This is a genomic window from Myroides sp. C1519 (genome assembly GCF_038039755.1).
GTDB lineage: Bacteria > Bacteroidota > Bacteroidia > Flavobacteriales > Flavobacteriaceae > Flavobacterium > Flavobacterium phaeum_A.
In genome coordinates this window covers 42,890-66,515 of the sequence record NZ_JBBPHM010000006.1, presented here as the reverse complement: position 1 = coordinate 66,515, position 23,626 = coordinate 42,890, and the positions used below count along the sequence as shown (strand labels likewise).

Annotated in this window: 21 protein-coding genes; 14 read left to right on the top strand and 7 right to left on the bottom strand. The window is 31.8% G+C overall.

The features are described 5' to 3' along the window. Positions 1-106 precede the first annotated feature (106 nt). From AABL81_RS05295 to AABL81_RS05285, 3 genes are all read left to right on the top strand, one after another. Positions 107-2,512 (top strand): alpha-ketoacid dehydrogenase subunit alpha/beta, encoded by a 2,406-nt coding sequence (locus tag AABL81_RS05295; RefSeq protein WP_341340502.1) that lies wholly within the window; start codon positions 107-109, stop codon positions 2,510-2,512. A gap of 240 nt (positions 2,513-2,752) precedes the next feature. Beyond that, a complete protein-coding gene (locus AABL81_RS05290; RefSeq protein ID WP_158211204.1) occupies positions 2,753-4,018 on the top strand; it encodes an aminotransferase class I/II-fold pyridoxal phosphate-dependent enzyme in 1,266 nt (421 codons plus the stop codon). Between the two features lie 147 nt (positions 4,019-4,165). Further along, positions 4,166-4,534, top strand: coding sequence for a hypothetical protein (locus tag AABL81_RS05285; RefSeq protein ID WP_158211203.1), 369 nt, complete (start codon positions 4,166-4,168; stop codon positions 4,532-4,534). 52 nt (positions 4,535-4,586) lie between these two features. On the opposite strand, the gene punC is transcribed toward AABL81_RS05285, so the two are convergent. The 5 genes from punC to AABL81_RS05260 form a co-directional block, all read right to left on the bottom strand. After that, positions 4,587-5,756 carry a purine nucleoside transporter PunC gene (punC, locus tag AABL81_RS05280; RefSeq protein WP_341340501.1) on the bottom strand — a complete coding sequence of 390 codons (1,170 nt, stop codon included), beginning with the start codon at positions 5,754-5,756 and terminating at the stop codon, positions 4,587-4,589. 263 nt (positions 5,757-6,019) lie between these two features. Then, on the bottom strand, positions 6,020-7,543 hold the full coding sequence (locus AABL81_RS05275) for an AbgT family transporter (RefSeq protein WP_158211202.1): 1,524 nt from the start codon (positions 7,541-7,543) through the stop codon (positions 6,020-6,022). A 180-nt stretch (positions 7,544-7,723) separates the two neighbouring features. Beyond that, positions 7,724-8,386 carry a CatA-like O-acetyltransferase gene (locus AABL81_RS05270; protein ID WP_341340500.1) on the bottom strand — a complete coding sequence of 221 codons (663 nt, stop codon included), beginning with the start codon at positions 8,384-8,386 and terminating at the stop codon, positions 7,724-7,726. A gap of 3 nt (positions 8,387-8,389) precedes the next feature. After that, a complete protein-coding gene (locus tag AABL81_RS05265; protein ID WP_341340499.1) occupies positions 8,390-9,172 on the bottom strand; it encodes an enhanced serine sensitivity protein SseB in 783 nt (260 codons plus the stop codon). 157 nt (positions 9,173-9,329) lie between these two features. Further along, positions 9,330-10,421 carry a M42 family metallopeptidase gene (locus AABL81_RS05260; RefSeq protein ID WP_158211199.1) on the bottom strand — a complete coding sequence of 364 codons (1,092 nt, stop codon included), beginning with the start codon at positions 10,419-10,421 and terminating at the stop codon, positions 9,330-9,332. 79 nt (positions 10,422-10,500) lie between these two features. On the opposite strand from AABL81_RS05260, the gene AABL81_RS05255 reads away from it, so the two are divergent. The 5 genes from AABL81_RS05255 (at position 10,501) to AABL81_RS05235 (ending at position 15,596) form a co-directional block, all read left to right on the top strand. Beyond that, a complete protein-coding gene (locus AABL81_RS05255) occupies positions 10,501-11,196 on the top strand; it encodes a DUF4294 domain-containing protein (protein ID WP_341340498.1) in 696 nt (231 codons plus the stop codon). Between the two features lie 47 nt (positions 11,197-11,243). Beyond that, the gene (dnaX, locus tag AABL81_RS05250; RefSeq protein ID WP_090410195.1) at positions 11,244-12,329 is read left to right on the top strand and encodes a DNA polymerase III subunit gamma/tau; all 1,086 of its coding nucleotides are present in this window, start codon (positions 11,244-11,246) and stop codon (positions 12,327-12,329) included. A gap of 14 nt (positions 12,330-12,343) precedes the next feature. Further along, on the top strand, positions 12,344-13,054 hold the full coding sequence (locus tag AABL81_RS05245) for a hypothetical protein (RefSeq protein ID WP_341340497.1): 711 nt from the start codon (positions 12,344-12,346) through the stop codon (positions 13,052-13,054). A 31-nt stretch (positions 13,055-13,085) separates the two neighbouring features. Further along, positions 13,086-13,913 (top strand): CvfB family protein, encoded by an 828-nt coding sequence (locus AABL81_RS05240; protein WP_158211196.1) that lies wholly within the window; start codon positions 13,086-13,088, stop codon positions 13,911-13,913. A gap of 795 nt (positions 13,914-14,708) precedes the next feature. Then, positions 14,709-15,596 (top strand): helix-turn-helix transcriptional regulator, encoded by an 888-nt coding sequence (locus tag AABL81_RS05235; protein ID WP_341340496.1) that lies wholly within the window; start codon positions 14,709-14,711, stop codon positions 15,594-15,596. A 151-nt stretch (positions 15,597-15,747) separates the two neighbouring features. On the opposite strand, the gene AABL81_RS05230 is transcribed toward AABL81_RS05235, so the two are convergent. Beyond that, positions 15,748-17,106, bottom strand: coding sequence for a sensor histidine kinase (locus AABL81_RS05230; RefSeq protein ID WP_158211194.1), 1,359 nt, complete (start codon positions 17,104-17,106; stop codon positions 15,748-15,750). A 328-nt stretch (positions 17,107-17,434) separates the two neighbouring features. Between AABL81_RS05230 and AABL81_RS05225 the strand changes: the two genes are divergently transcribed. The 6 genes from AABL81_RS05225 to AABL81_RS05200 all read left to right on the top strand — a co-directional run bounded on the left by AABL81_RS05225 (position 17,435) and on the right by AABL81_RS05200 (position 22,234). Beyond that, the gene (locus AABL81_RS05225; protein ID WP_158211193.1) at positions 17,435-17,929 is read left to right on the top strand and encodes a hypothetical protein; all 495 of its coding nucleotides are present in this window, start codon (positions 17,435-17,437) and stop codon (positions 17,927-17,929) included. A gap of 220 nt (positions 17,930-18,149) precedes the next feature. Beyond that, on the top strand, positions 18,150-19,325 hold the full coding sequence (locus tag AABL81_RS05220; protein WP_341340495.1) for an efflux RND transporter periplasmic adaptor subunit: 1,176 nt from the start codon (positions 18,150-18,152) through the stop codon (positions 19,323-19,325). A gap of 235 nt (positions 19,326-19,560) precedes the next feature. After that, a complete protein-coding gene (locus tag AABL81_RS05215) occupies positions 19,561-20,130 on the top strand; it encodes a Crp/Fnr family transcriptional regulator (RefSeq protein ID WP_341340494.1) in 570 nt (189 codons plus the stop codon). Between the two features lie 304 nt (positions 20,131-20,434). Next, positions 20,435-20,608 carry a histone H1 gene (locus AABL81_RS05210; RefSeq protein ID WP_090410203.1) on the top strand — a complete coding sequence of 58 codons (174 nt, stop codon included), beginning with the start codon at positions 20,435-20,437 and terminating at the stop codon, positions 20,606-20,608. A gap of 343 nt (positions 20,609-20,951) precedes the next feature. Further along, entirely contained in the window at positions 20,952-21,572 is a 621-nt protein-coding gene (locus AABL81_RS05205) for a hypothetical protein (protein ID WP_158211190.1), read from the top strand. A 17-nt stretch (positions 21,573-21,589) separates the two neighbouring features. Then, positions 21,590-22,234, top strand: a complete 645-nt coding sequence (locus AABL81_RS05200) for a hypothetical protein (RefSeq protein ID WP_158211189.1) — start codon at positions 21,590-21,592, stop codon at positions 22,232-22,234. Positions 22,235-22,281: 47 nt separating this feature from the next. Here AABL81_RS05200 and AABL81_RS05195 read toward each other — a convergent pair whose 3' ends face one another. Further along, positions 22,282-23,592: a DEAD/DEAH box helicase gene (locus AABL81_RS05195; protein ID WP_341340493.1), complete on the bottom strand. Its 1,311-nt coding sequence runs from the start codon at positions 23,590-23,592 to the stop codon at positions 22,282-22,284. Positions 23,593-23,626: the final 34 nt, after the last annotated feature.

The window sequence follows — 23,626 nt, the reverse complement described above, 5'->3', positions numbered from 1 at the left end:
ACAATAATTGAGATGTGCATTAATTGGTAATAATGTAGTGTTATAAATTAGCTTTTTTATCGATATTATTCTATATTCGTAACCGGTAAATTAGTACATTTTTACGATGAGTCAAAAAGAAACAAATATGGCTCTTTCTTACGAAGATTTTAAGAAAGAGGTAATTCAAGATTATAAAATTGCTAAGTTAAGTAGAGAATGTAGTTTACTTGGTAGACGTGAAGTTCTTACTGGAAAAGCGAAGTTTGGAATTTTTGGTGATGGAAAAGAAGTGCCACAATTGGCATTAGCTAAAGCTTTTCAAAACGGTGATTTTAGATCAGGTTACTATCGCGATCAAACATTTATGATGGCGATTGGAGAATTGACAGTTGAGCAGTTTTTTGCAGGACTTTTTGGACATGCTGATTTAGCGTATGATCCAATGTCTGGAGGACGTCAAATGGGAGGACATTTTGCTACGCATAGTGTTGATGAAAATGGAAACTGGAATAAATTAGTAAATCAAAAGAACTCAAGTGCGGATATTTCTCCTACAGCTGGGCAAATGCCAAGATTGTTAGGTTTAGCACAAGCTTCAAAATACTATAGAGAATTTGCTGAGGCAGATGCAGAAGGTAATTTTTCTGTGAATGGTAATGAAGTAGCTTGGGGTACAATTGGTAATGCTTCTACGTCAGAAGGATTGTTTTTTGAAACAATTAATGCAGCTGGTGTATTACAAGTGCCAATGGTTATGAGTGTTTGGGATGACAATTATGGAATCTCTGTTCACGCAAAATATCAAACTACAAAAGAAAATATCTCTGAAATCTTAAAAGGATTTCAACGTGATGATAAAGGAAACGGTTACGAAATCTTAAGAGTAAACGGATGGGATTATGTTTCTTTAATTGAAACGTATGCAAAAGCTTCAAAAATTGCAAGAGAAGAACATACGCCAGTTTTAATTCACGTACAAGAGCTTACACAACCACAAGGACACTCAACTTCAGGGTCTCACGAGAGATACAAAAGTAAAGAGCGTTTAGAGTGGGAAGCAGAGAAAGATTGTATCGTTCAGTTTAGAAATTGGATTATTAGTTCAGACATCGCTACAACAGAAGAGTTAGATGAATTAGATAAACAATTGAAAAAAGAGGTTCTTGATGGAAAAAAAGCTGCTTGGAAAGCATATTTAGATCCAATTGTAGCAGAAAGAGATCAATTAGTAGCTGTGTTAAATACAGTTGCTGCATCAAGTCCAAACCGCGTTTTCTTAGAGAAATTTGCAAATGATTTAGCAGGAATAAAAGAGCCAATCCGCAAAGATGTAATTACTGTAGCACGTAAAGCGTTGCGTATGGTAGTGAAAGAAGCAGGGAAAGGAACTTTAGTTCAGTTTATTGAAAACTACTTTGAACAAAATCAAGGTAGATATAGTTCTCATTTAATGTCTGAAACAGCTCACAAAGCTGCATTAGTTAATGAGGTGTTGCCTGCTTACGATGAAACATCAGAGGAAGTAGATGCACGTGTAATTTTGAAAGATAATTTTGATTTTATCTTAGAAAAACACAAAAACGTGATGATTTTTGGGGAAGACGCTGGTAATATCGGTGACGTAAACCAAGGATTAGAAGGGTTACAAGAAAAACACGGATTAAATAGAGTATCAGATACAGGTATACGTGAGGCTACAATTTTAGGTCAAGGAATTGGTCTGGCAATGAGAGGATTACGTCCTATTGCAGAAATTCAGTACTTAGATTATTTATTGTACGCTATTCAAATTATGAGTGATGACTTGGCTACATTACAATATAGAACTGTAGGTCGTCAAAAAGCACCATTGATTGTAAGAACACGAGGACACCGTTTAGAGGGAATTTGGCATTCAGGTTCTCCTATGGGTATGATTATTAATGCAATTAGAGGAATGCACGTTTTAGTACCACGTAATATGACTAAAGCAGCAGGTTTCTATAATACATTAATGGAAAGCGATGAGCCAGCGTTGTTAATCGAATGTTTGAACGGATACCGTTTGAAAGAAACGATGCCAACGAATTTAGGTGAGTTCAAAACACCTATTGGAGTAGTAGAAACAATCAAAGAAGGTAAAGATATTACTGTGGTTTCTTACGGATCTACTTTGAGAATTGTAGAGCAAGCAGCTCAAGAATTGTTGGAGTTGGGTATTGAAGTGGAAATTATTGATGCACAGTCTTTATTGCCATTTGATGTTAATCATGATATCGTTAAGAGTTTAGCTAAAACAAACCGTTTATTAGTAATTGACGAAGACGTACCAGGAGGAGCATCAGCATACATCTTACAAAAAGTTTTAGAAGAACAAAAAGGTTACCGTCATTTAGACAGCGAACCACAAACTTTGACTGCTAAAGCACACAGACCAGCTTATGGAACAGATGGAGATTACTTCTCAAAACCATCAGTTGAAGATGTATTTGAAAAAATTTATGCGATTATGAATGAGGTAAATCCAAGTTTATATCCAGCATTATATTAGTATAGTTACACGAGAAAACCTTTCATATTGAAAGGTTTTCTTTTTTTAATTCACTTTTTATCAAATAAAATACACCATAAAGTAGGTAATATTCTCAATTTATGATTGTATTTTTATATTAAAATCATTTTTATTGTTAGTAAAGTTAAAGGTGTTTGGTATTAAATAGTTTTGTATTTATTATGAAAGCATACAAAATATCATTAATTTTGCATTTGTTTTTTTAAACATAGTTATATTATGGTAAACGATTTATTTGACAGAATACAGAAAAATAAAGGGCCTTTAGGAAAATGGGCATCTCAAGCAGAAGGATATTATGTTTTCCCTAAGTTAGAGGGGCCTTTGTCAAATCGTATGATGTTTCATGGAAAAGAAGTTATTAACTGGAGTATCAATGATTATTTAGGTTTATCTAATCACCCAGAAGTAAGAAAAGTAGATGCAGAAGCAGCAGCAGAATACGGAGCGGCATACCCAATGGGAGCTCGTATGATGTCAGGACATACTTCTATGCACGAACAATTACAAGATGAGTTAGCTGCATTCGTACAGAAAGAAGCTGCTTATTTATTAAATTTTGGTTACCAAGGAATGGTGTCTATTATTGATGCATTGGTTACTAAAAATGATGTTATTGTATATGACGTAGATTCTCACGCATGTATTATCGACGGTGTTCGTTTACATATGGGAAAACGTTTTACGTATAAACATAACGACATTGAAAGTTTAGAAAAAAACTTAGATAGAGCTACTAAAATGGCTGAAACAACTGGAGGTGGTATTTTAGTTATCACTGAGGGTGTATTCGGAATGAGAGGTCAGCAAGGTAAATTGAAAGAGATTGTTGCTTTAAAAGAGAAATACAATTTCCGTTTATTAGTTGATGACGCTCACGGATTTGGTACTTTAGGTGCAACAGGAGCTGGAGCAGGTGAAGAGCAAGGATGTCAAGATGGTATTGATGTTTATTTCTCTACTTTTGCTAAGTCAATGGCATCAATTGGAGCTTTTGTAGCTGCAGATAAAGATATTATTGATTACTTAAAATACAATTTACGTTCTCAAATGTTTGCTAAGTCATTACCAATGATTTTTACATTAGGAGCATTGAAACGTTTAGATTTATTGCGTTCTAACCCTGAGTTGAAAAACAAATTATGGGAGAATGTAAACTTACTTCAAAATGGATTAAAAGAAAGAGGATTCAATATTGGTGATACTAACACTTGTGTTACTCCTGTTTACTTAGAAGGAAGTATTCCTGAGGCAATGGTTATGGTAAATGACTTACGTGAAAACTACAGCATTTTCTTATCTATTGTTGTGTATCCAGTAATTCCAAAAGGAATCATTTTATTGAGAATGATCCCAACTGCTACTCACACTAAAGAAGATATTGCTGAGACTTTATCTGCTTATGAAGCAATTCGTGAGAAGTTAGAAAACGGTACTTATAAGCAAATTGCTGAACAAACTACTGTTGACGTATCTAATGAATAGTTAGAATATTACACTATATATGAAAGGGAATCCATTACTATGGGTTCCCTTTTTTGTTATTAAATAGGTGTATTTATTCTCCTGTTTACGAGGACATAGTGCTTTTAATAAATTTAGGTTACCTTGCGGTAATGATTGACTTGTAATATGAAGTATTTAGTTGTTTTACTTAGTGTTGGTTTTATGTTTAGCTCTTGTAATAATTTGCGACCAGATTGTGAGGCATTGACTAAAAGTGAATTACAAATGGAGTGTATTGTTATAGCAAGTGAATTGCCTACACAAAAATCAAGTAACTATTTTGTTTTAAAAGGGACAAATATTTACACGAATAGTAAAAAAACAATTATAGATCCTGGAAGAAGGTGGAGTCAGTATAAAAAGCATATTGAAATAGGAGATACGCTTATTAAAAGAAGGGGTGAGTTGACAGCGTATATTCACAAAAGAGGTGAGGTACTTGTGTTTCCGTGGAAATGTGGAGGAGAAGTTTATAATGATTCGATAAAGAAATAGGTTTGAAGATATAAAAAAAAAGGAGGCTCTAAAGCCTCCTTTTTAATTTGTATTATTTTCTACTTAATCTAAAACCTAAATACATAAAGGGAACAGTACATCCCATTACGATTGTGGTTGTAAGTAAAGCATCTTGTGTAAATATCGATACGATAGCACTTGTTATAAAACATACACCAAGTTGAATAGTGTTTTGTAGTGCGGCAGCCTTTCCTGTATTGTTAGGGAAAGATTTTAAAGCCTCTGCTACTACTATTGGATAGTTTGCACCATTTGTTAATGCCATTAAACAGAACGGTATTAAAAGCGTTGTTAATGATGGTTCTGTAAACACAGACAACAAGTATAATGTAGTTGCACCAATGGAATACAAAGCAATTGTAAACGGCATAATTTTATAGCTTTCTACTTTATGAGAGATAAAGCGATAACCGTAACCACCAATTAGGAAAGAAATTGTTTGCGGAACAAAGCTCAGTCCGATTTGACTTTCTGTATATCCCATTTCTTTTAAGAAGAAAGGTGATCCTGTAAGCCAAGCGAAGAATGCACCAGAGCAAATAGCGTAAATAAGTACATTACCCACATATTTTTTTGACTTTAAAAGAGAGAAGTAACTTTTGTTTTCAGTTGCTTCAACTTCTTTGTGTTCGTCTTTTTTCTCTTCTGTTATTGTAAATGTATAAGCTATTAATAAGATAGCAATCACAGCAAGGCTTATGAAGATAGATCTCCATCCGAATTGGTTAAGTAAATAAACACCTAAAAGAGGCGCAAGAGCAGGTGATAAAGCTACTAATGGCATAATAGAGGCAAATACTTTGTTAGTTTCTTCTGCTGGGTATTTTTCAATAACTAATGTTTGCCAAGTAACTGCAGCGGCACAAACACCAATAGCTTGTATTAAACGCAAAGCTAAAAGTAAGGCAACACTATCTGTGAAATATATGATAAGAGAAGAAATAGTAAATATTCCCAAGCCTGTTAGAATTGTTTTTGGTTTGCCAAACTTTTCAGAGATTGGTCCCCATATTAATTGGGCGATTGCGTATCCTCCTAAGAATAAACTAAGGCTTAAACTGATATTGCTTTTTGTAGTACCTAAGTCTATACGCATTTTATCAAATGCAGGTAAGTACATATCTGTGGCTAAAAAGCCGATTATACTTAGTCCTGCTAAGTAAACAAGGAATAGAAAGCTATTCGGTTTGTTGTTTGACATACTTTATTTTTAAAAACGAATTTGCGAAAGTAGTCTAAAATTATAGGGTGGTGATTTTAAGTAATAGTTATTCTTTATAGTGCTAATGTTTTTGATTATATGTTAACTTTTGTTGTTTGTAAATAAGTGTAATTTAGTTATTTGTGTTTTATTGTTGTGATAAATAGGTTGGTGTATTTAACTTTTAGTTAGCTAAAAAGACTGTGTTTTTAGGAGAAATAAGAGCAAAAAAAAGATGCTTGAATAAGCATCTTTTATATTTTTTAGACTGTAACGTGTAATTGCGCTCCAGGACCTATAGGTAAACCGATTAGAATCCATATTATTAAGAGGATAGACCAACCGATAAAGAATATTATTGTATAAGGTAACATTGTAGATACAATTGTACCGATTCCTGCTTTTTTATCATAGCGTTGCATAAAGGCAACAATTAATGCGAAGTAACTCATCATTGGAGAAATAATGTTGGTAACACTATCCCCAATTCTGTAAGCAACCTGAACAAATTCAGGAGAGTAGCCTAATAACATAAACATAGGGATAAAGACAGGTGCCATAATTGCCCATTTAGCAGATGCACTACCCATAATTAAGTTAATTAAAGCAGATACGATTACGAATGATAACATCAGTGGAATAGGACCTAATCCTGATTTTTGTAATGTACCCGCACCTTCAATAGCGAAAATAATACCAAGATTAGTCCAGTTGAAATAAGCAACGAACTGAGCTGCAAAGAACACTAATACAATATAAGACCCCAAGGTTTCCATTGCTTTAGACATTCCCTTCATTACATCACTATCATTTTTTATTGTTTTAGCTCCAATACCATAAGCGATACCAGCAACTGCAGAACCAATGAATAACAAAGCTACAATACCAGACATAAAAGGCGATTTAAGAATAGCTCCGCCTTCTCCTCGTAAATATCCTTGTTCAGGAATAAGTCCTCCTAAAACAAAAGCAGTGAAAGCTAATGCAGCTAATCCTGCATATAATAATCCTTTTTTCTCTTCTTTCGTTAAAGCATCGATAGAGATTGCTTTTTCTTCCCCTTCATACGTTCCCAATCTTGGAACAACGATTCTTTCCGTTACCCAAGTACCTAAACCGGCGATAACAAAAGTAGATACAAACATAAAATAGTAGTTTGCAGCTGGATTGACAACATAGTCAGGAATCATAATACGAGCTGCTTCTTCTGATAAACCAGCTAATAAAGGGTCGATTGTTCCTAATAGTAAGTTGGCACTATACCCTCCAGAAACCCCAGCAAAGGCAGCTGCAAGTCCGGCTATAGGATGACGCCCTGCTGCTAAGAATATAACTGCAGCTAAAGGAACTAATAAAACATAACCAACCTCGCTTGCTGTATTTGATAAAATACCAGCAAAAACAATAACAAAGGTCAATAGTTTTTTAGGAGATGATAAGACAATTTTTTTAAGTACAGTTCCAATTAAACCTGAACCTTCAGCGATACCTATTCCCAATAAAGATACAAGTACAGTTCCCAAAGGAGCAAAACCTGTAAAGTTGGTTACCATTTTGGTAAGTATCATTTGTAGCCCTTCAGCACTTACAAGATTAAAAGATTTAATCTCTTCTTGTGTACCAGGGTGAATAACGGATAAATCAAAAAAACTTGCTATCCAAGAAGCTATAATAACTAATAATGCAAAACTTGCAAATAGGGTAGCTGGATGTGGTAACATATTACCAATTCGTTCAACCGAAGATAGGAACTTATCTACAAAGCTCTTTTTTGTTTTTGTACTCATTGCTATTTCTAAAAGTGAAATCGCAAGATAGTCTTTTTTTGTTGTGTTAAAAACAGCTTATATAAACTTAATTATTTTATAAAATAAGGTTGTTAGTTGGCTTGTTTTCAGTTTGTTGTATGTGTTTGGGAGTGTTAATTTGTTAAGGGAGTAAAAAAATAAAAGTGCTCGAAAGCACTTTTATTTCATCCATTCTGCTACGTTGGTAGCTATATTTTGTATGTCGTTTAATAACATTGAAGTGTGATATCCATCTGCAATTGCGTGATTTACGAAGATTGACAAGGGGATTTTAACCCTGTTGTTTTCCGTGTAAAACTTTCCAAATCGGATAATAGGTTGTAGAAAGTCAGAATCAACTGTTGTATCTTGACTAATACTTTCAAAACTAATCCATGGTACACAAGAGATAGGTACAAAGTTAGGCGGAGTGTTTGGTCTTGCCTTAATTTGTTTGACATCTTTATAAGTGTCAATATCTTTTATTATTACCTGGTGGAAAATTGCAAAATCACTATGGTATTCACTCCATAAATCAGAGAAGGTTTTATCGTCTTCATGAAATATGGTAAATGCAGGTTGTAAGAAGTTCCATTGCCCTAATTGTCCGTTATGAATGACGGTTCGGAAAGCCTCACTATTGTTTAATGCTTTCATAATTACATACATAAAAGTAGGGTAAAACTTATAACCTTTTACTTTATAACAAGCGTGAAGTTCTGTAATATCAATTTTAATACTAACCGTATATTTTGTTTTCAACTTATTGCGATAGTAATCGTAGTAAGGTTTACGGCTCCAAGTATCCAAATCGATAGGAGTAAACTTAGCTTGTTGTGTCATAGTTTATTGTTTCTTATAAAACGGCTCAGCATGCTTGTAGAAGTAATCACTAAAGTTGCCATTCTGTTCTAATTTAATAATGTCTATAAACTCTTCTTTTTTCAAGTGAGGTACACAGGTATTTGAAATCATATCAGCTATTTCTTTAAACTGTCCTTTTTCAGCGATAGTTTCAATAGCAAAGATATAATGAGGCTTCTTGTCGATCATAGGATTGAATGTCCACCCAATATATGCGTTATCAATCACTTCATTCGTTGAGAAAAGTTGTGTTAGTTCCTCTAAAAGAGCAGTAGGTTTAACCTCCGGTTTACCAATTTTTACTTGCATTTGAGCTTTCAGAACAGGGTTTGACAAAGTGTTGAAAATACTACCATTAAGCATTTGAGAAATTTCTTCAGGAACTAAGTTCTTATATATTTTAGAAAAAGGGTTTACAATAATAGTAGAACCAAACGTCATCTCTAAGAAAGAGCGACCTCTTACTTTCATATAAGAGATATCGTCAGTTATTTCACCATTGTCAGAAATACTATCAAGACTTGTAAATACAGGTATGCGTTGGTCATCCAGAACCAAAATAGGAGCATCAGTTGCAAGTCCTTCATTATTATTAGAACTATTAGGTGTTTTTTCAACCAATACATAGATGTAATCTTTTAGAAAACGATCGTAAAAAATAGCGCGGTATTCAGGTTTACTACCGGCTTGTTCTATTAATTGAGCTAATGTAAGATTAGCGTTGATTTTAGTCGTGATTTTTTTATTTCTATTGTAAAAAGACATTGTATATTCAATTTTAAATCAAAGATAAGTGATTTAAATAGAAGAGCCCTTTAAATACGTGACAAATTGAAGTGTAAATAGCTGTTTTGTATGAATAAAAAAGCCCTATAAAGTAAGTTACTTTATAGGGCAAGTTTCAATTGCGATATTTTAAATCTTATTTGAAATAAGAAAAGGTTTCATTATTCTCAATTTTTAGAAGAGTTTCATAAATCAAGCGAATAGTATTCTCAACATCCGTTCTATGAACCATTTCTACTGTAGTATGCATATAACGTAGAGGTAATGAGATTAAAGCAGAAGCAACACCGCCATTGCTGTAAGCAAAAGCATCTGTATCTGTACCAGTTACGCGAGACATAGCGTTGCGTTGAAAAGGAATCTTGTTGTTCTCTGCCGTTTCTTCAATTAATTCTCTTAGGTTATTTTGAATAGCAGGAGCATATCCTACAACGGGACCTCTACCAATTTTGTTATCACCTTCAATGTTTTTGTCAACCATTGGTGTGTTAGAATCGTGGCAAACATCAGTTACGATAGCAACATTAGGTTTAATCGTTTGCGTTATCATTTCGGCCCCTCTCAAACCAACTTCTTCTTGAACTGCGTTTACAATGTATAGACCAAATGGTAATTCTTTTTTGTTTTCTTTTAATAAACGAGCAACTTCAGCAATCATAAAACCTCCCATTCTGTTGTCGATTGCACGACATACAAAGCGATTGTTATTTAAAATTGTGAAAGTATCAGGATAAGTGATTACACAACCAACGTGAATTCCTAAAGCTTCAACTTCTGTTTTAGAATCACAACCAACATCGATGAAGTTAGTTTCGATTTTAGGAGACTCTTCTTTTCCAGCTCTATTTCTAATGTGGATAGCAGGCCAACCAAAAACTCCTTCTACAGTACCTTTTTTAGTGTGGATTAATACTCTTTTAGATGGAGCAATCATATGGTCACTACCCCCGTTTCTTACAACGTGAATAAACCCTTCTTCAGTTATGTATTTTACATACCAAGAAATTTCATCTGCGTGTCCTTCGATAACAACTTTATAAGGAGCGTCTGGATTGATAACTCCAACTGCAGTTCCGTAAGTATCAGTAAAAAAAGTGTCAACATACGGTTTTAGATAGTCCATCCATATCTTTTGTCCTTGTGACTCATGACCTGTAGGTGATGGATTATTAAGATATTCTTTTAAAAACTTTAAAGAATCTTCATTTAAAATTGTTTCAGTATTCATGATTTTATTTTTTGCTAATTTACCCAATCTGTTATTATAACTCAACAAAAAGCGATATTTTTGATTAACAATTTGGGTTATGAGAAAGTTAATAGTTATCGTGCTATTTTTAATGCCATTCTTGAGTATGGCACAAGAACAAGAGCTTAGGCAAGTGCCTGATATACCACACGAGATAATAGTGAATGGAGATACAATTCAGGAATATTCGATACCAGAGATATTCATTGGAGTGGATGCTCGAGAAGAAAAGTATCGACGAGATATGATTATATTGCGCAATCGCCTTAGACGTGTCTATCCTTATGCAGAAGCTACAGCTGCGAATCTTGTTATTCTAAATAAAAATTTAGAGTTGATGGAAACCAATAGGGAAAAGCGCCAATATATAAAGCGTTCACAAAAGTATTTAGAAAGCCAGTTCAAAGAGCGGTTAAAAAAATTGTCTCGCAATGATGGAAAGATATTACTGAAGTTGATAGATCGTCAGACTGGAAATACCGCATTTTCATTGATAAAAGAATTTAAAAGTGGTTGGACTGCCTTTTGGTCTAATACTACTGCAAGAACATTTAGTTTGAATTTAAAATCAGAATATCATCCAGAAAGTGATATAAATGATTTTTATATAGAGACACAATTACAGTTTTTGTTTTTTAGAAATGAATTGGACTATTCAGCAGGTTCACCTGGGATTAATTTTAATGAATTGAGAAAAAAGTGGATTTTACAAGAGAAGCAAGAAGAGTTTTTTCCATTGGAGTTAAGAGAATAGTTTTCCTATTATAAAAAATAAACTACCTTTGCGCTAATATTATATCTATGGAACAATTCATCGTATCTGCCCGTAAATACAGACCTCAAACTTTTAATGACGTGGTTGGACAACAAGCTATCACGAGTACATTAGTGAATGCAATTGAAAGCAATCACTTAGCTCAGGCTTTGTTATTCACTGGTCCGAGAGGAGTGGGGAAGACGACATGTGCGCGTATTTTGGCGAGAAAGATTAACCAAGAAGGGTATGATAATCCAAATGAAGACTTTGCTTTTAACGTATTTGAGTTAGATGCTGCTTCAAATAACTCAGTGGATGATATTCGTAATTTGATTGATCAAGTTCGTATACCACCACAAACTGGAAAGTATAAGGTATATATCATAGATGAGGTGCATATGCTATCATCAGCAGCTTTTAATGCGTTTTTAAAAACATTAGAGGAGCCGCCACGTCATGCTATATTTATCTTAGCAACTACAGAAAAACACAAGATTATTCCGACTATATTATCGAGATGTCAAATATTTGACTTCAAGAGAATTACTATTGCTGATGCTGCTAATCATTTGGCACTTGTAGCGAGAAGTCAAGGAATTACTTATGAAGATGATGCACTTCGTATCATAGCACAGAAGGCTGACGGGGCTATGCGTGATGCACTATCTATTTTTGACAGAGTAGTGTCTTATTGCGGTAGAAACTTAACTCGTCAAGCAGTAGCTGAGAATTTGAATGTATTAGATTTTGAATATTACATTAGAATTACAGATTATATTTTACAAAATAATATACCTGCGTTATTATTAGCGTTTGACGACATTTTGGCAAAAGGTTTTGACGGACATCATTTTGTGTCTGGTTTAGCATCTCATTTTAGAGATTTGATGGTGTGTAAAACACCGGAAACGATTAATTTGTTAGAGATTGGTGATCATGGAAAACAATTGTTTTACAACCAGTCGCAACAGACATCAATGCCTTTATTGTTAAATGCCATTGAAATAGCAAATGACTGTGATTTGAAATATAAATCAAGTCAAAACCAACGATTATTAGTAGAATTGTGTTTAATGCAGTTAGCGTCTTTAACTTTTGAAGGCGAAAAAAAAAAGATAAACAATATATAATACCTGCAGATTTATTGAAGCAATTGCTTGGCAATGTTGCTCCGATAGAAAATCATACTGTTGTTAATCAGCCTGTTTCAGCAGGAGGAGGGCAAACAGATGGTGCATATAACCAAACTACGGATTTAGTAAGTCACAATACAGCTCCAGTTGTACAAGTGCAACAGCATATGGCACAGCAGCCAATTCAGGGAAATGTAGAGCAAGGGCAACCGTCTTTACAACCGAATCAACACGATACAGGTGCTAATGGTGGGGCACGAAAAGTGTCTGCTTTGTCCTTGTCAAGTATTCGTGCAAGGAAAGAGATGGCTTCTTCTTTAGAAAAGCACGTTGTTAATCCGGAAGACTTACCTAAAGATCATTTTCACTATGATCGAATGATGGTGGAGTGGAATAGCTTTTCAGAGCGTTTAATTCGTTCAGGTTTAATGTTAATGGCTTCATTAATGGGAATGACTAAACCGCGTTTGAATGGCTATATTATAGAATTGGAATTACCTAACCACGGTTCTAAATTAAGTTTTGACGAGAATAAGTATGAGTTAGTAAATTATTTAAGAAAGAGACTAAACAACTACGGAATCGAGATTAATATTACAGTTAACGAAGAGATTAAAATAGCTAAGAAAGTATTTGATTCGAAAGACAAGTATCAACATCTAAGTGAGATTAATCCAGAAATAGAATTATTAAGAGAAATATTTGATTTAGAGTTAAAATAAATTCAATTAGATATTGCAAATACATTATAAGATGATAAAAATTGGTGATGATAATACGTTAAAGATTGCACGTGAAACGAGTGTAGGTCTTTATTTGACAGATGGTGAGAAGGATGTCTTATTACCTAATAAGTATGTACCTAAGAAATATGAAATAGGAGACGAACTTATTGTTTTTGTTTATTTAGATCAAGAAGAACGACCAGTAGCTACTACTTTAGAGCCTTATATATATTTGAATGAGTTTGCTTTATTAAAAGTAAACTATATCAATGATTTTGGAGCTTTTATGGATATGGGATTAGAGAAAGATCTATTTGTTCCATTTAGAGAACAAGCTCGTCCAATGAAAGAAGGTAATAGATATTTAATTTATATGTACTTAGACGAGAAAACAAATCGTTTAGTAGGTTCAAGTAAATTAAGACAGTTTGTAGATAATAAAGAAATTACTGTTCAAGAAGGAGAAGAAGTAGAGTTAGTTGTATCTCACATTACAGATTTAGGAATCAATGTAATTATTAATGAGAAGCATGCGGGACTAATGTACAAGAATGAGGTTTTTGAAGAAATGAGAACCGGAGATCGTATTATCGGTTATATTAAATCTATTCGCCCTGATGGAAAAATAGATGTAACGAGAACAAAAGTAGGGTTTGATGGAGTACTTGATAGTGCTACACAGATTCTAAAAGAATTAGAGAGTAATAATGGCTTTTTAGGACTGACAGATGCAAGTCACCCAGAAGACATTAAAACTGTTTTAAACATGAGTAAAAAGACATTTAAAAAAGCTGTAGGTACTTTATATAAACAACAACAGATTGAAATAAAGGAAAACGGTATTTTTTTAAAATAATGCATGAATAAATAAATTATACTTGAATGGAGGCTCGGAGTAATCTGGGCCTTTTTTTATGGAGATAAGTGTGTTGTTGAAAAAGAGAGTAGTTTAGAAATATGAATAAATATAGTTAAAGTTGCACTTATTATAACAAATCTGTTGTTTACTCAGAAAAGAGTTAGGTTTAAATTATTTACATTTTTCCGATGTAAAACAAGTTTATCTTTGACTCAAATATTTAGCATTAAAGTGATTCTAAAAGTCCCTATGACGCTCTTTTTTTAAAAAGGAGAGCGTCTTTTTTTTTTCTAATATTTGTGAGTTTTATAATTTTTCTAATCTGAAAAATGAAATGATTAGTTAGTTTGAATATACATTAGTTTAGGGGCGTTAGGAACTACTCGTTTTTATAAAGGGAATCTAATATCAGTTATATATTTTAATGTTGGTGGTATGCTGTGATAAATTTCTTTTTTGGATTTGCTTATAATTAGTTAAAAATGTTAACTAATGTACAATGGTGTTTGTTGTTTTTGTATCAGTGTGTTTTACTATGTAAATACTGTGTTTTTTATGCTAAATAATTAACTAATGTTTGTTTATTTATAAAAAACACAATTAAAATTATAGAATAAAAAAAGATATTCACTCAATAAAAGCCTTTGTTCACCAAAAAAAACGACTAATTATTAGTAGACTATAATATCTTTGTGTCCCAATTATAAGTGCGTTAATTATAATGTATGTTAGAGAATAATAACTGATGTAATAAAAAACGCAATGAGTAAAAGTATAATAATTGGATAAGCAATGAAAAAGCTCCGCTACTATTTTTTAGTATTAAACTATTTAAAACAAAATCAATTTCCATCACGTGAATTACTATTAGATTATCTAAAAGAATTTGATATTGATATCAGTGAACGAACTTTATATCGGGCTTTAAAAGAACTAAAATCAGAATTTGGTATTTTGATTAAGTTGAATACGAAGAAAAAAGGTTATTATATTGCAGAGGATGCAGAAGATAATGCAAATACAGTTCTTACTTATTTGAAAGGCATTGTAACCGCAGATATTTTAAATTCAGCAAATAAATCTAAGTTTGAGTTAGCTCATTTTATTGATCGTGAAAATAAGGGTAGTTTAGTATCAATTGATAGCTTCTGTGTTTTCTTTAAAGCAATGACTTCTTTTCATAAGATATCATTTAAATACAATAATGAAATTAAAGGTGAATGTAGAGCAGTAATATTATCTCCTTTGTTTTTTAAACAATATAGAGGGCACTGGTATGTTATTGGTTATGTCGGTAAAGATTTAATTTCATATGAATTAGATAAAACATCTGAGACAATAATTCTTAAAGATAAGTTTAAGGCAAATGGAGGATTGATTAAGGATACATACAAAGAAATAGTTGGGTTTGATTATACAGATTCTGATTTAGAGCAAGTTGTGTTGTCATTCTGTAATAGTCAAGAAAGTTGTATTCGTAAATCACCCTTGCATCACTCTCAAACATTAAATAATTGTGCAGAAGATGGTCGATTATTAGTAACTTTACGCGTTCGACCAAATAATGAGTTAAAAAAAGAAATTTTAAAGTATGGTAAATTCGTGAAGATTGTTCATCCAGAACATTTAAAGCGCGATATAATTAGTGAATTACGTTCTGCATTAGAATTAAATGCATAATATATAAAGACACATTGATTGGGGAATTAATGTATGTTGTATTTGTAGGTATATATAAGACATTAGTCTAAGTATAAAAACAAGTATAGCGGTTAGTTTGTTTCTAAAAAAAATAGCAGGTGGGGGCCTGCTATTTTTATTTTTAAATGTGTTAGATACATCTTGGAATATTAATATAAACTGTTGTTCCACAGTGTATTTCTGATACAATTTGAAGCTTACCTTTATGAAGTTTAATAATCTTAGATGTAAGTGATAACCCTAATCCTGTTCCTTCTATAGCAAAAGCATTGCTCGACCTAAAGAAAGGTATAGTTAGTTTTTCAATGTCTTCTTTTTTAATACCAATTCCTTTATCCTTTACAATTATTAAAATATTGTTCTCTTCTGTTTTAAGAGTGATATCAATTAATTGGTTATGAGAAAATTTACTTGCATTAAATATTATATTAGATAGTGCTAATTCAAGTAGTGTCGTATTACCTTTAAAGTATAATTCCTGTAAATCTTCTTTGTTTTCTATTAATAAATTAAAATTTAAACTCGGTTGTAATACTACAAATTGATCTAACATAGACCACCAAAATTCTTCAAATTTATTTTTTTCTAAAGGATATGCAGTACTATCAAGTTGCGATAAAGTTAATAGGTTGTTTACCATTTGGTCCATATGCAGTGATTCATTAATAACTTGTTGTAGTACTTTTGTATATTCTTCTTGTGTACGCGTATTCATTAAGGCTATTTCAGCATTGCCTAATAATGATGCAATAGGTGTTTTAAGTTCGTGCGAAGCATGGGCAATAAATGCTTGTTGATTGTCAAATGATTCTTGTAAACGATGAAATAAGTTATTTATCGTTTCGCTTAATGTTCGTATTTCATCTTTTGACATTCCTGCAGTTGAAATAGGCTGAAACAAATTAGGCAATTGTTTTTGTTGTATATGTTTGTTGATTCGTGTAATTGGACGTAGAAAATAGCCAGCAAAATATCTTGATAACCAGAATGTAATGAGTAAAGCGATTAGTAAAGAGGTAAACATAACCGTTCTCAATTGCTTTAAGGCGGCAATTCCTGTTTCGTTTGTAGCTTTAGCCATCACTATAAAGTCTCCTGAATTGTCGTTGTAAAATATTCCTACAACTTGTTGTTCGTCTTTTTTAAAGTAAACTTTATTTTTTTCAATAACTTGATTTAGTGTTTCTTGATCCCATTTTACGTTACCCTCATCAATAAACATAGGTTCAAAGTCTGTAGTGTAAATTCGAATAGTTTCGTGTGGTAATGTGCGTGGAAAATTGCGAAGTACTTCAGCAAATTCAGCTGGTGTAAAATTGTCTTCAGCTAAGTAATTATCACCAACAGTAAAAGCTCTGTTTTCTAATTGCTTATAAAAATCATTCTTCCAATGTGAATTTACTAAAATATATACAGCAACAAGAACACCAGATAATAAGATGGTGAATAATCCAGAAAATTGAAAAGAGAGTCTATCGCGTATTTTCATTTTTTATAGAATAAGTTTCTACTTTAATAAGTAATACTTAGTTCAATAGCTCGTTTTATAATATTTTGAGATAAGAGATAAGTACTAATTTATTTTGTTGATTAATCCAAAATTAAGCCAATTGTTTATGTGAAATTGAACATTAGAGTAATTTAATCTACAGTTAGAGAATGATAAGAGGTAAAAGAGAGTTGTATTAAATTAGTGTTTTTTAAGTTTTGTAGGAATTGTAAACTAATGGTAATGTTATCAAATTGTTATGTTTTATATATATATAGGTTAATGTTGTGTAATTCATTAGATTTATTATAATCAAATAGTAAAAATTATGGATGTTTTATGCCGAAGTCAATTCTTAATAGATTTAGGAATTGATGTTTTAAACAGTAAACATATAGCTCAATTACAGAGAGAGTATAAGTTTTCTGAAGATTGCTATAGATACTTACTGGCAAATGAAAGCTTGAGTAATAGAGAACGTTTATGTGATACAATTTCACATCGACAGCAAGTAGTTTTTTGTATTTCTAATATTATCGAATTAAATGAAGAGAGTATATTTTCTCCATATATTTTTTTCTTTGCAAGAAAAGGAATGTCATTGATTGGTGAGATTTTAGTTGGAGAACATAAAGGTGAAATAGTTTCTATTGAAGAGGAACTTTATTGTGATATAGATAGTCTGGAAGAATTATTAGAAGATTTAGATATAAGTGTTACGTATGCTTTTAAAGATGAAAATAGAATTATAAAAGAATTAATGAAGCCTTCTTTACAAATCGTGATATTGTTAGAAAAGTCGTTTGAAAAATTCATAGAATAAAAAAGAGATTGTTGTTTTCTTGTTTACCAGGGGATTAGTTTGTTATAACTAATCCTCTTTTTTTATTCATAGTTGTTTGAAAGAGGATACCTTTGGACGACAGTAGAATATATTGGTATATTATTGGTTTTTTTGTAATTTTCGACCAACATATTTAATAATGTTAAAAGTCGTTTTTTAATTAAAGAAAGTAAGGCTGTATTATCAGCTAAATTGACAAATGAAGAAAAATAAAATAAGAATTCAACAGGTAGTAATGACTATTTTAAGCATACTTTTCTTGGTATGGGTAGGATATTACGGTATGAATAAAGGCGAAACGACTACTAAAATTGTAGAAACAAAAGAGATAGATAAGGTTGTTGATAAAGATGATGTAGCTACTACTGATCAATCAGAAGAAGTGATGGTGGAAATAGTAGAAGAGGTTTCTTTAGATGCTGTTTCAACTGCTAAATTAACTACCAAGTATCATACTTATGCAAAAGAGTATGATGCTAAAGTAAAAATTACTGAATCAAGAATTGAGAAATTGGCTAAAAGGGGACGTATTGTTACAGTATTTGTCAGAGATGGACAAGTTGTAACTGCAGGTCAACCAATTGTGGGAATAGAAGTTGAAAATACAGCAGTTTTAAGTGAGTCAGAATTAAAAAAAGAACTGAGAAAATTTGAATCATTAAAGTCTAAATTAGAAAGTGCTCAGACAAAAATTACTAAGGCAGAGAATAAGGATTCGAGTGCACAAGCAAAACAACAAAATAAATATGATGATATATTAAGAGAATATCAAGAAGTTGAGAGTAAAATTGCTTCAGGTCAGAATAAATTTGAACGTATTGTGATAAGAGCTGCAAAAGCTGGTCTTGTTAAGAATTTATCTTTAAAAATGGGAGATGATGTCACAAGTAATAGTTCTTTATTTAAAATAGTTTCTTATGATGTTTATTTTGATTTAAATGCAACTGATTTAGAACAATGGAAGATAGCTGCAGATAAAGCAATAGTAAAAGGTTCTTTTGTAGGAAAAGAAGGACAGAGTATTCCATTTGATTTGCAAACAAGTAGTATCCAAGAAAGAGTCTATATTAAACATTATATACCTATTTGGGAAAGTTTAAAATTCTTTACTGACGATACAATTGATAATAAAGTATCATTAGTTGCTGTTTATAAAGATATAATAGAGATTTCAAGTAATGCTGTAGGTGTTGAATCAGATGGGAGATCGTTTGTTTGGGTTGTCAATGCTGATAACCGTATTACTAAAAGATATGTTTCTCCAATTAAAAAATATGGCTCTACTGTTTTATTAGCAGACACTTCTTTAAATGGAGTTACAATTGCTGTTAATAATATAGATAGACTGTCAGAAGGAAAAGAGATTAATTTATAATCTCTTTTTTTTATTTTTAAACTAACCTTAAAGATTAGATGTAAATAGTGACTTTACTTAGATGTAACGAGGTAAAATCAAGGGTTTAATGATGTGTTAGTGTTTTTTTGTTAGATTAAATGTACTTATAAGTTTAAAGAAGAAGATGTTTAAAGAGCTATAATGACTTTTGTTAGGATTTTTTGTGCATAAAACACGTAATTTTGTGTTAATATAATTAATAATTCTACTAAAGATGATAATAGATGATTTGTTAAATAGATTAGATTTAAAAGATATTAATTTAACAGTTGGAGACAGATTATTGTTTGAGGGATATTTCAAGCCAATAAAAATCAAGAAAGGAGATTTTCTTGTAAAAGAAGGTGAAATAGAACACAACATATATTTTGTAAATGATGGAATACTTCGTTGTTGGATAAATGATAAGTATGATCGTGAGAAAACATTTTGGTTTTGTATGCCACATACTTTTTCATTATCTAATTTATCGTTTACATTACAGAAACCATGTGATTTTAATGTTCAAGCTGCAACCGACTGCGAGTTATTTATGATAACACAGCACGATGTAAATGAACTTTATGAGATATCTCCTCAAATGCATCGGGTTATGAATATATTTACGGGAGAGTTACTAAACTTTATGTTACAACGAAAAGTTGACTTGCTTAAGTTGACATCTATAGAATACTATGAAGCATTGCTTGAACGTTACCAAGATTGTATGAAAGATATTTCTCCTGAAGATTTAGCGTCATATCTATGTATTTCTGAGGAAGAAATGAGTAAGATTCACAAATAATCGCTTAGTGAATTACTGTTATTATAAAGATGTAATACAGGAAAAAAAGAACCATATTATTGAGATAGTTTGGTTCTTTTTTATTGCTATAATCTTGTTTCTTTAAAATTTATTCTTTGTGTTATTTTGATACTTTTTAAGTTGATGAATTTAGAATGATTATATAATTGGTCGAAATAACCTGTAAACTACTGTAAACCCTATATATTTTGGGGTATGTGGTGTTGTTTTTTTCTTGTAAAGCCGTTGTTTTTAATATTAAATTCTATTTTTGCACCTTTAACTATTAAAAGTAAAAATTACCATGAAAGAATTAATGGAGAAAATCAGCGCAGAGTTTGAAGCATTCACACAAGATGCTAACTTACAAATGGAAAATGGAAACAAAGCGGCTGGAACAAGAGCTCGTAAAGCTTCTTTATCTATTGAGAAACTTTTAAAAGAGTTTAGAAAAGCTTCTTTAGAGGCTTCTAAATAATAAAACAGAAAAACTCCTACTTTTTAGTAGGAGTTTTTTGTTTTATAAATAGATATTAGAAAAAAACAAGGGCTGTTACATAACGTAACAGCCTTTTTTATTAAATTAGAAATAATCAATCAATTTTATTTAATATTATTGATTTTATATTGTGTTTATTTTAAATAATTATCTTAAAAGATTTCGTTTTGTTTTTATTTACTATTTTTGTTGATTTGTTTTTTTTTGCTGTGTTGTGGTGTTTTTTGTTTGTTTATTGTTAAATATGTAAAATTATTATTTTTAATTAATTATTTGTATAGTTATTATTGCAAAAATATATTTTTGTTTAAAATGTATTTTTATGATAAAGAGTAATTTATTAGTAGCAGGTTTTTTATTAGCATTAAATTCTTTTGGGCAAGTCGGGATTAATGTAGAATTACCCACAGAAATGTTAGATGTAAACGGGAGAGCACGTATTCGGACGACAACAGAAATGAAATCAAGTGATAATTTTGATTTATTGGTTACAGACAACAAAGGAGTTGTCAAGAAGTTGAAAAAGACAGATCTTGAAATTAAAAGAGAAGAAGTAACTGCAACAATAGCGTCTGGTAATTCATCTATAGTAACGAATACTTATGGTTATCAGGTAGCTAACATTGTTATTATTTCTGTAAACAATTGTAGAAGAACGATGATTAGTTCTTTTCAAACTAACCTTGGAGCAATGTTGTTTATAAACGGAATTGCGCGTGATAAAGCAGCAACTTTTTCAGTTGTACCTATTCCTCATTCAGCAGCTTTTGATGCGTCAGCAAGCTATATTGTGAAATTTCCAAATGTGATTGGATGTGGAGATGGAGGAGATGGTTCACAATTTGATTTTACTTTTGAGAAAGTAGGTGCACATCAATATAAGATTACTAATAATGGAAATGTGTCAAGAAGGTACACAGTTATATTTCAGAAAATTTCATAACAATAAAAGAATATTATATGAAGAAATTTTACATATATATATTGTGCATTTTAGTAGGTCATACCATATTTGCACAAAATCACGCTATAGGAATAGGTGTGAAATTACCAACTGAATCATTAGATGTTAACGGAACAATGCGTATTCGTGAAATTAATTATGCACGTGAAAATGATGATGTTTTTTTATTAGTGAAAAACTCAACAGGAGTGGTAAATAAATTATCTAAAAATGTTTATGGACAAAATATAGAAACAGTTAAGAATGTTAGAATTATGTCTAATCAAGTTGCTCAAGTTAAGAACGAAGGTGATTATTCATCTACAAATTTAATCTTAACAATAGTAAATCCTTGTAACAGAAGAATGATTGCTACATTTCAAGTTAATTTAGGTGCATTGATTTTTTTGAACGGTATAGCAAGAGATAGACCTGCTGAATTTAGTATTAAAGAAATACCTTCTGGTGCTCGTGCTTTTTCTGCTGAATGGATTATTTCATTTCCGAATGTTTTAGCCTGTACCGATTGGAAAACAAATGAAACTATAGGAAGTGAGGATTATTTCAATTTTTCATTGAAACAAATAGATGCAATTACTTATGAGATTAAAAACTTAGGATCACATAATAAAAGCTTTGATGTGTATTTTGAAAAGATTTAGAAAAAACCAAGGGCTGTAACATAACGTAACAGCCCTTGTTTTTTTGGTTACTCTTTAGCAAGAGCAATCTTCACTTTTTTATTTTTTAGCTTAGTATCTTCTAATTTAGCTAATAAAGGTTTTATTTTATGAGTGCTTACAGCTACAAAAGCTTGCTTATCCCTCACGTCAATTAAGCCAATATTCTCTTTGTTTAAACCACCTGTTTTAATTAAAAAACCAACGATGTCTACCTTGTTTACCTTGTCTTTTTTACCAGCACTGATATAAATAGTTTTAAAGTCAGTTTGGTTGTCTATTTTATACTTCCCTTCTAAGTTTTCAATCGGCAATTCAGGATCGATGAAACTAAACTTTTCATCATTTGTAACCATAACGTATGCTTTACCAGAAGCTTTCATACGAGCAGTACGACCATTTCTGTGGATAAACGCATCTTCTTTTTCTGGAATTTGGTAGTGAATTACGTGTCCTATTTCCGGAATATCTAATCCGCGTGCAGCTAAATCTGTGGCAATTAGAATATGACAACTACCATTTCTAAACATCATTAAAGCGCGCTCGCGTTCTTCTTGTAACAAACCACCGTGAAAAGCACCATTAGCGACCCCTTTTTTAGTCAACGTTTCACTAATTCTCGCTACTGCATCTCTATGGTTACAGAAAATAAGAATAGTGTCTTTTCCAATTTTTCCAACTAATTTAATTACAGTTTCTAATTTCTCTTCAGCAGTAGAAATAACCTGACTAAAAGCTAAGTCTGGTTTCGCTTCTTCAGATTTTAAAAAGTGAATACGCTCAGGATCTTCGATACCTGTGAAATCAGGAATTTTCTTCAAAGCCGTAGCAGAAGTCAGCATTCTAAAGTTAATATTGTCAAAAGAGTTGATGATGTAGTCCATATCATCTTGGAATCCCATCTCTAAAGCCTTATCAAATTCGTCGATTACGTAACTTTTAACCGTTTCAGTATTAAAAGAACCTTCTTCAACGTGAAATGCCACACGACCAGGTGTACCAACTAATACAGCAGGAGGTGTACTAAAATTGTTTAGTTCAGTTCTTGTAGAATGTCCACCGTAACAAGCATTGATTTTAAACGCTGTTCCCATTTTTTTAAAAACAGTTTCTATCTGTAATGCTAATTCGCGTGAAGGAACAAGAATAACTGCTTGAACACCTTTTACATTAGGGGCTAAACGGTTGATAAGAGGCATAAGAAAAGCCACTGTTTTACCTGACCCTGTAGGTGACAATAAGATAATGTTATTCTTTTTTTGAGCAGCGTTAAATGCCTTTGTTTGCATTTCGTTTAACGCTGTAATATTTAAGTTTTGAAGTATTTCTGCTTTATTCATAGCCGCAAAGGTATGTTTATTATTTTTTTGTTTT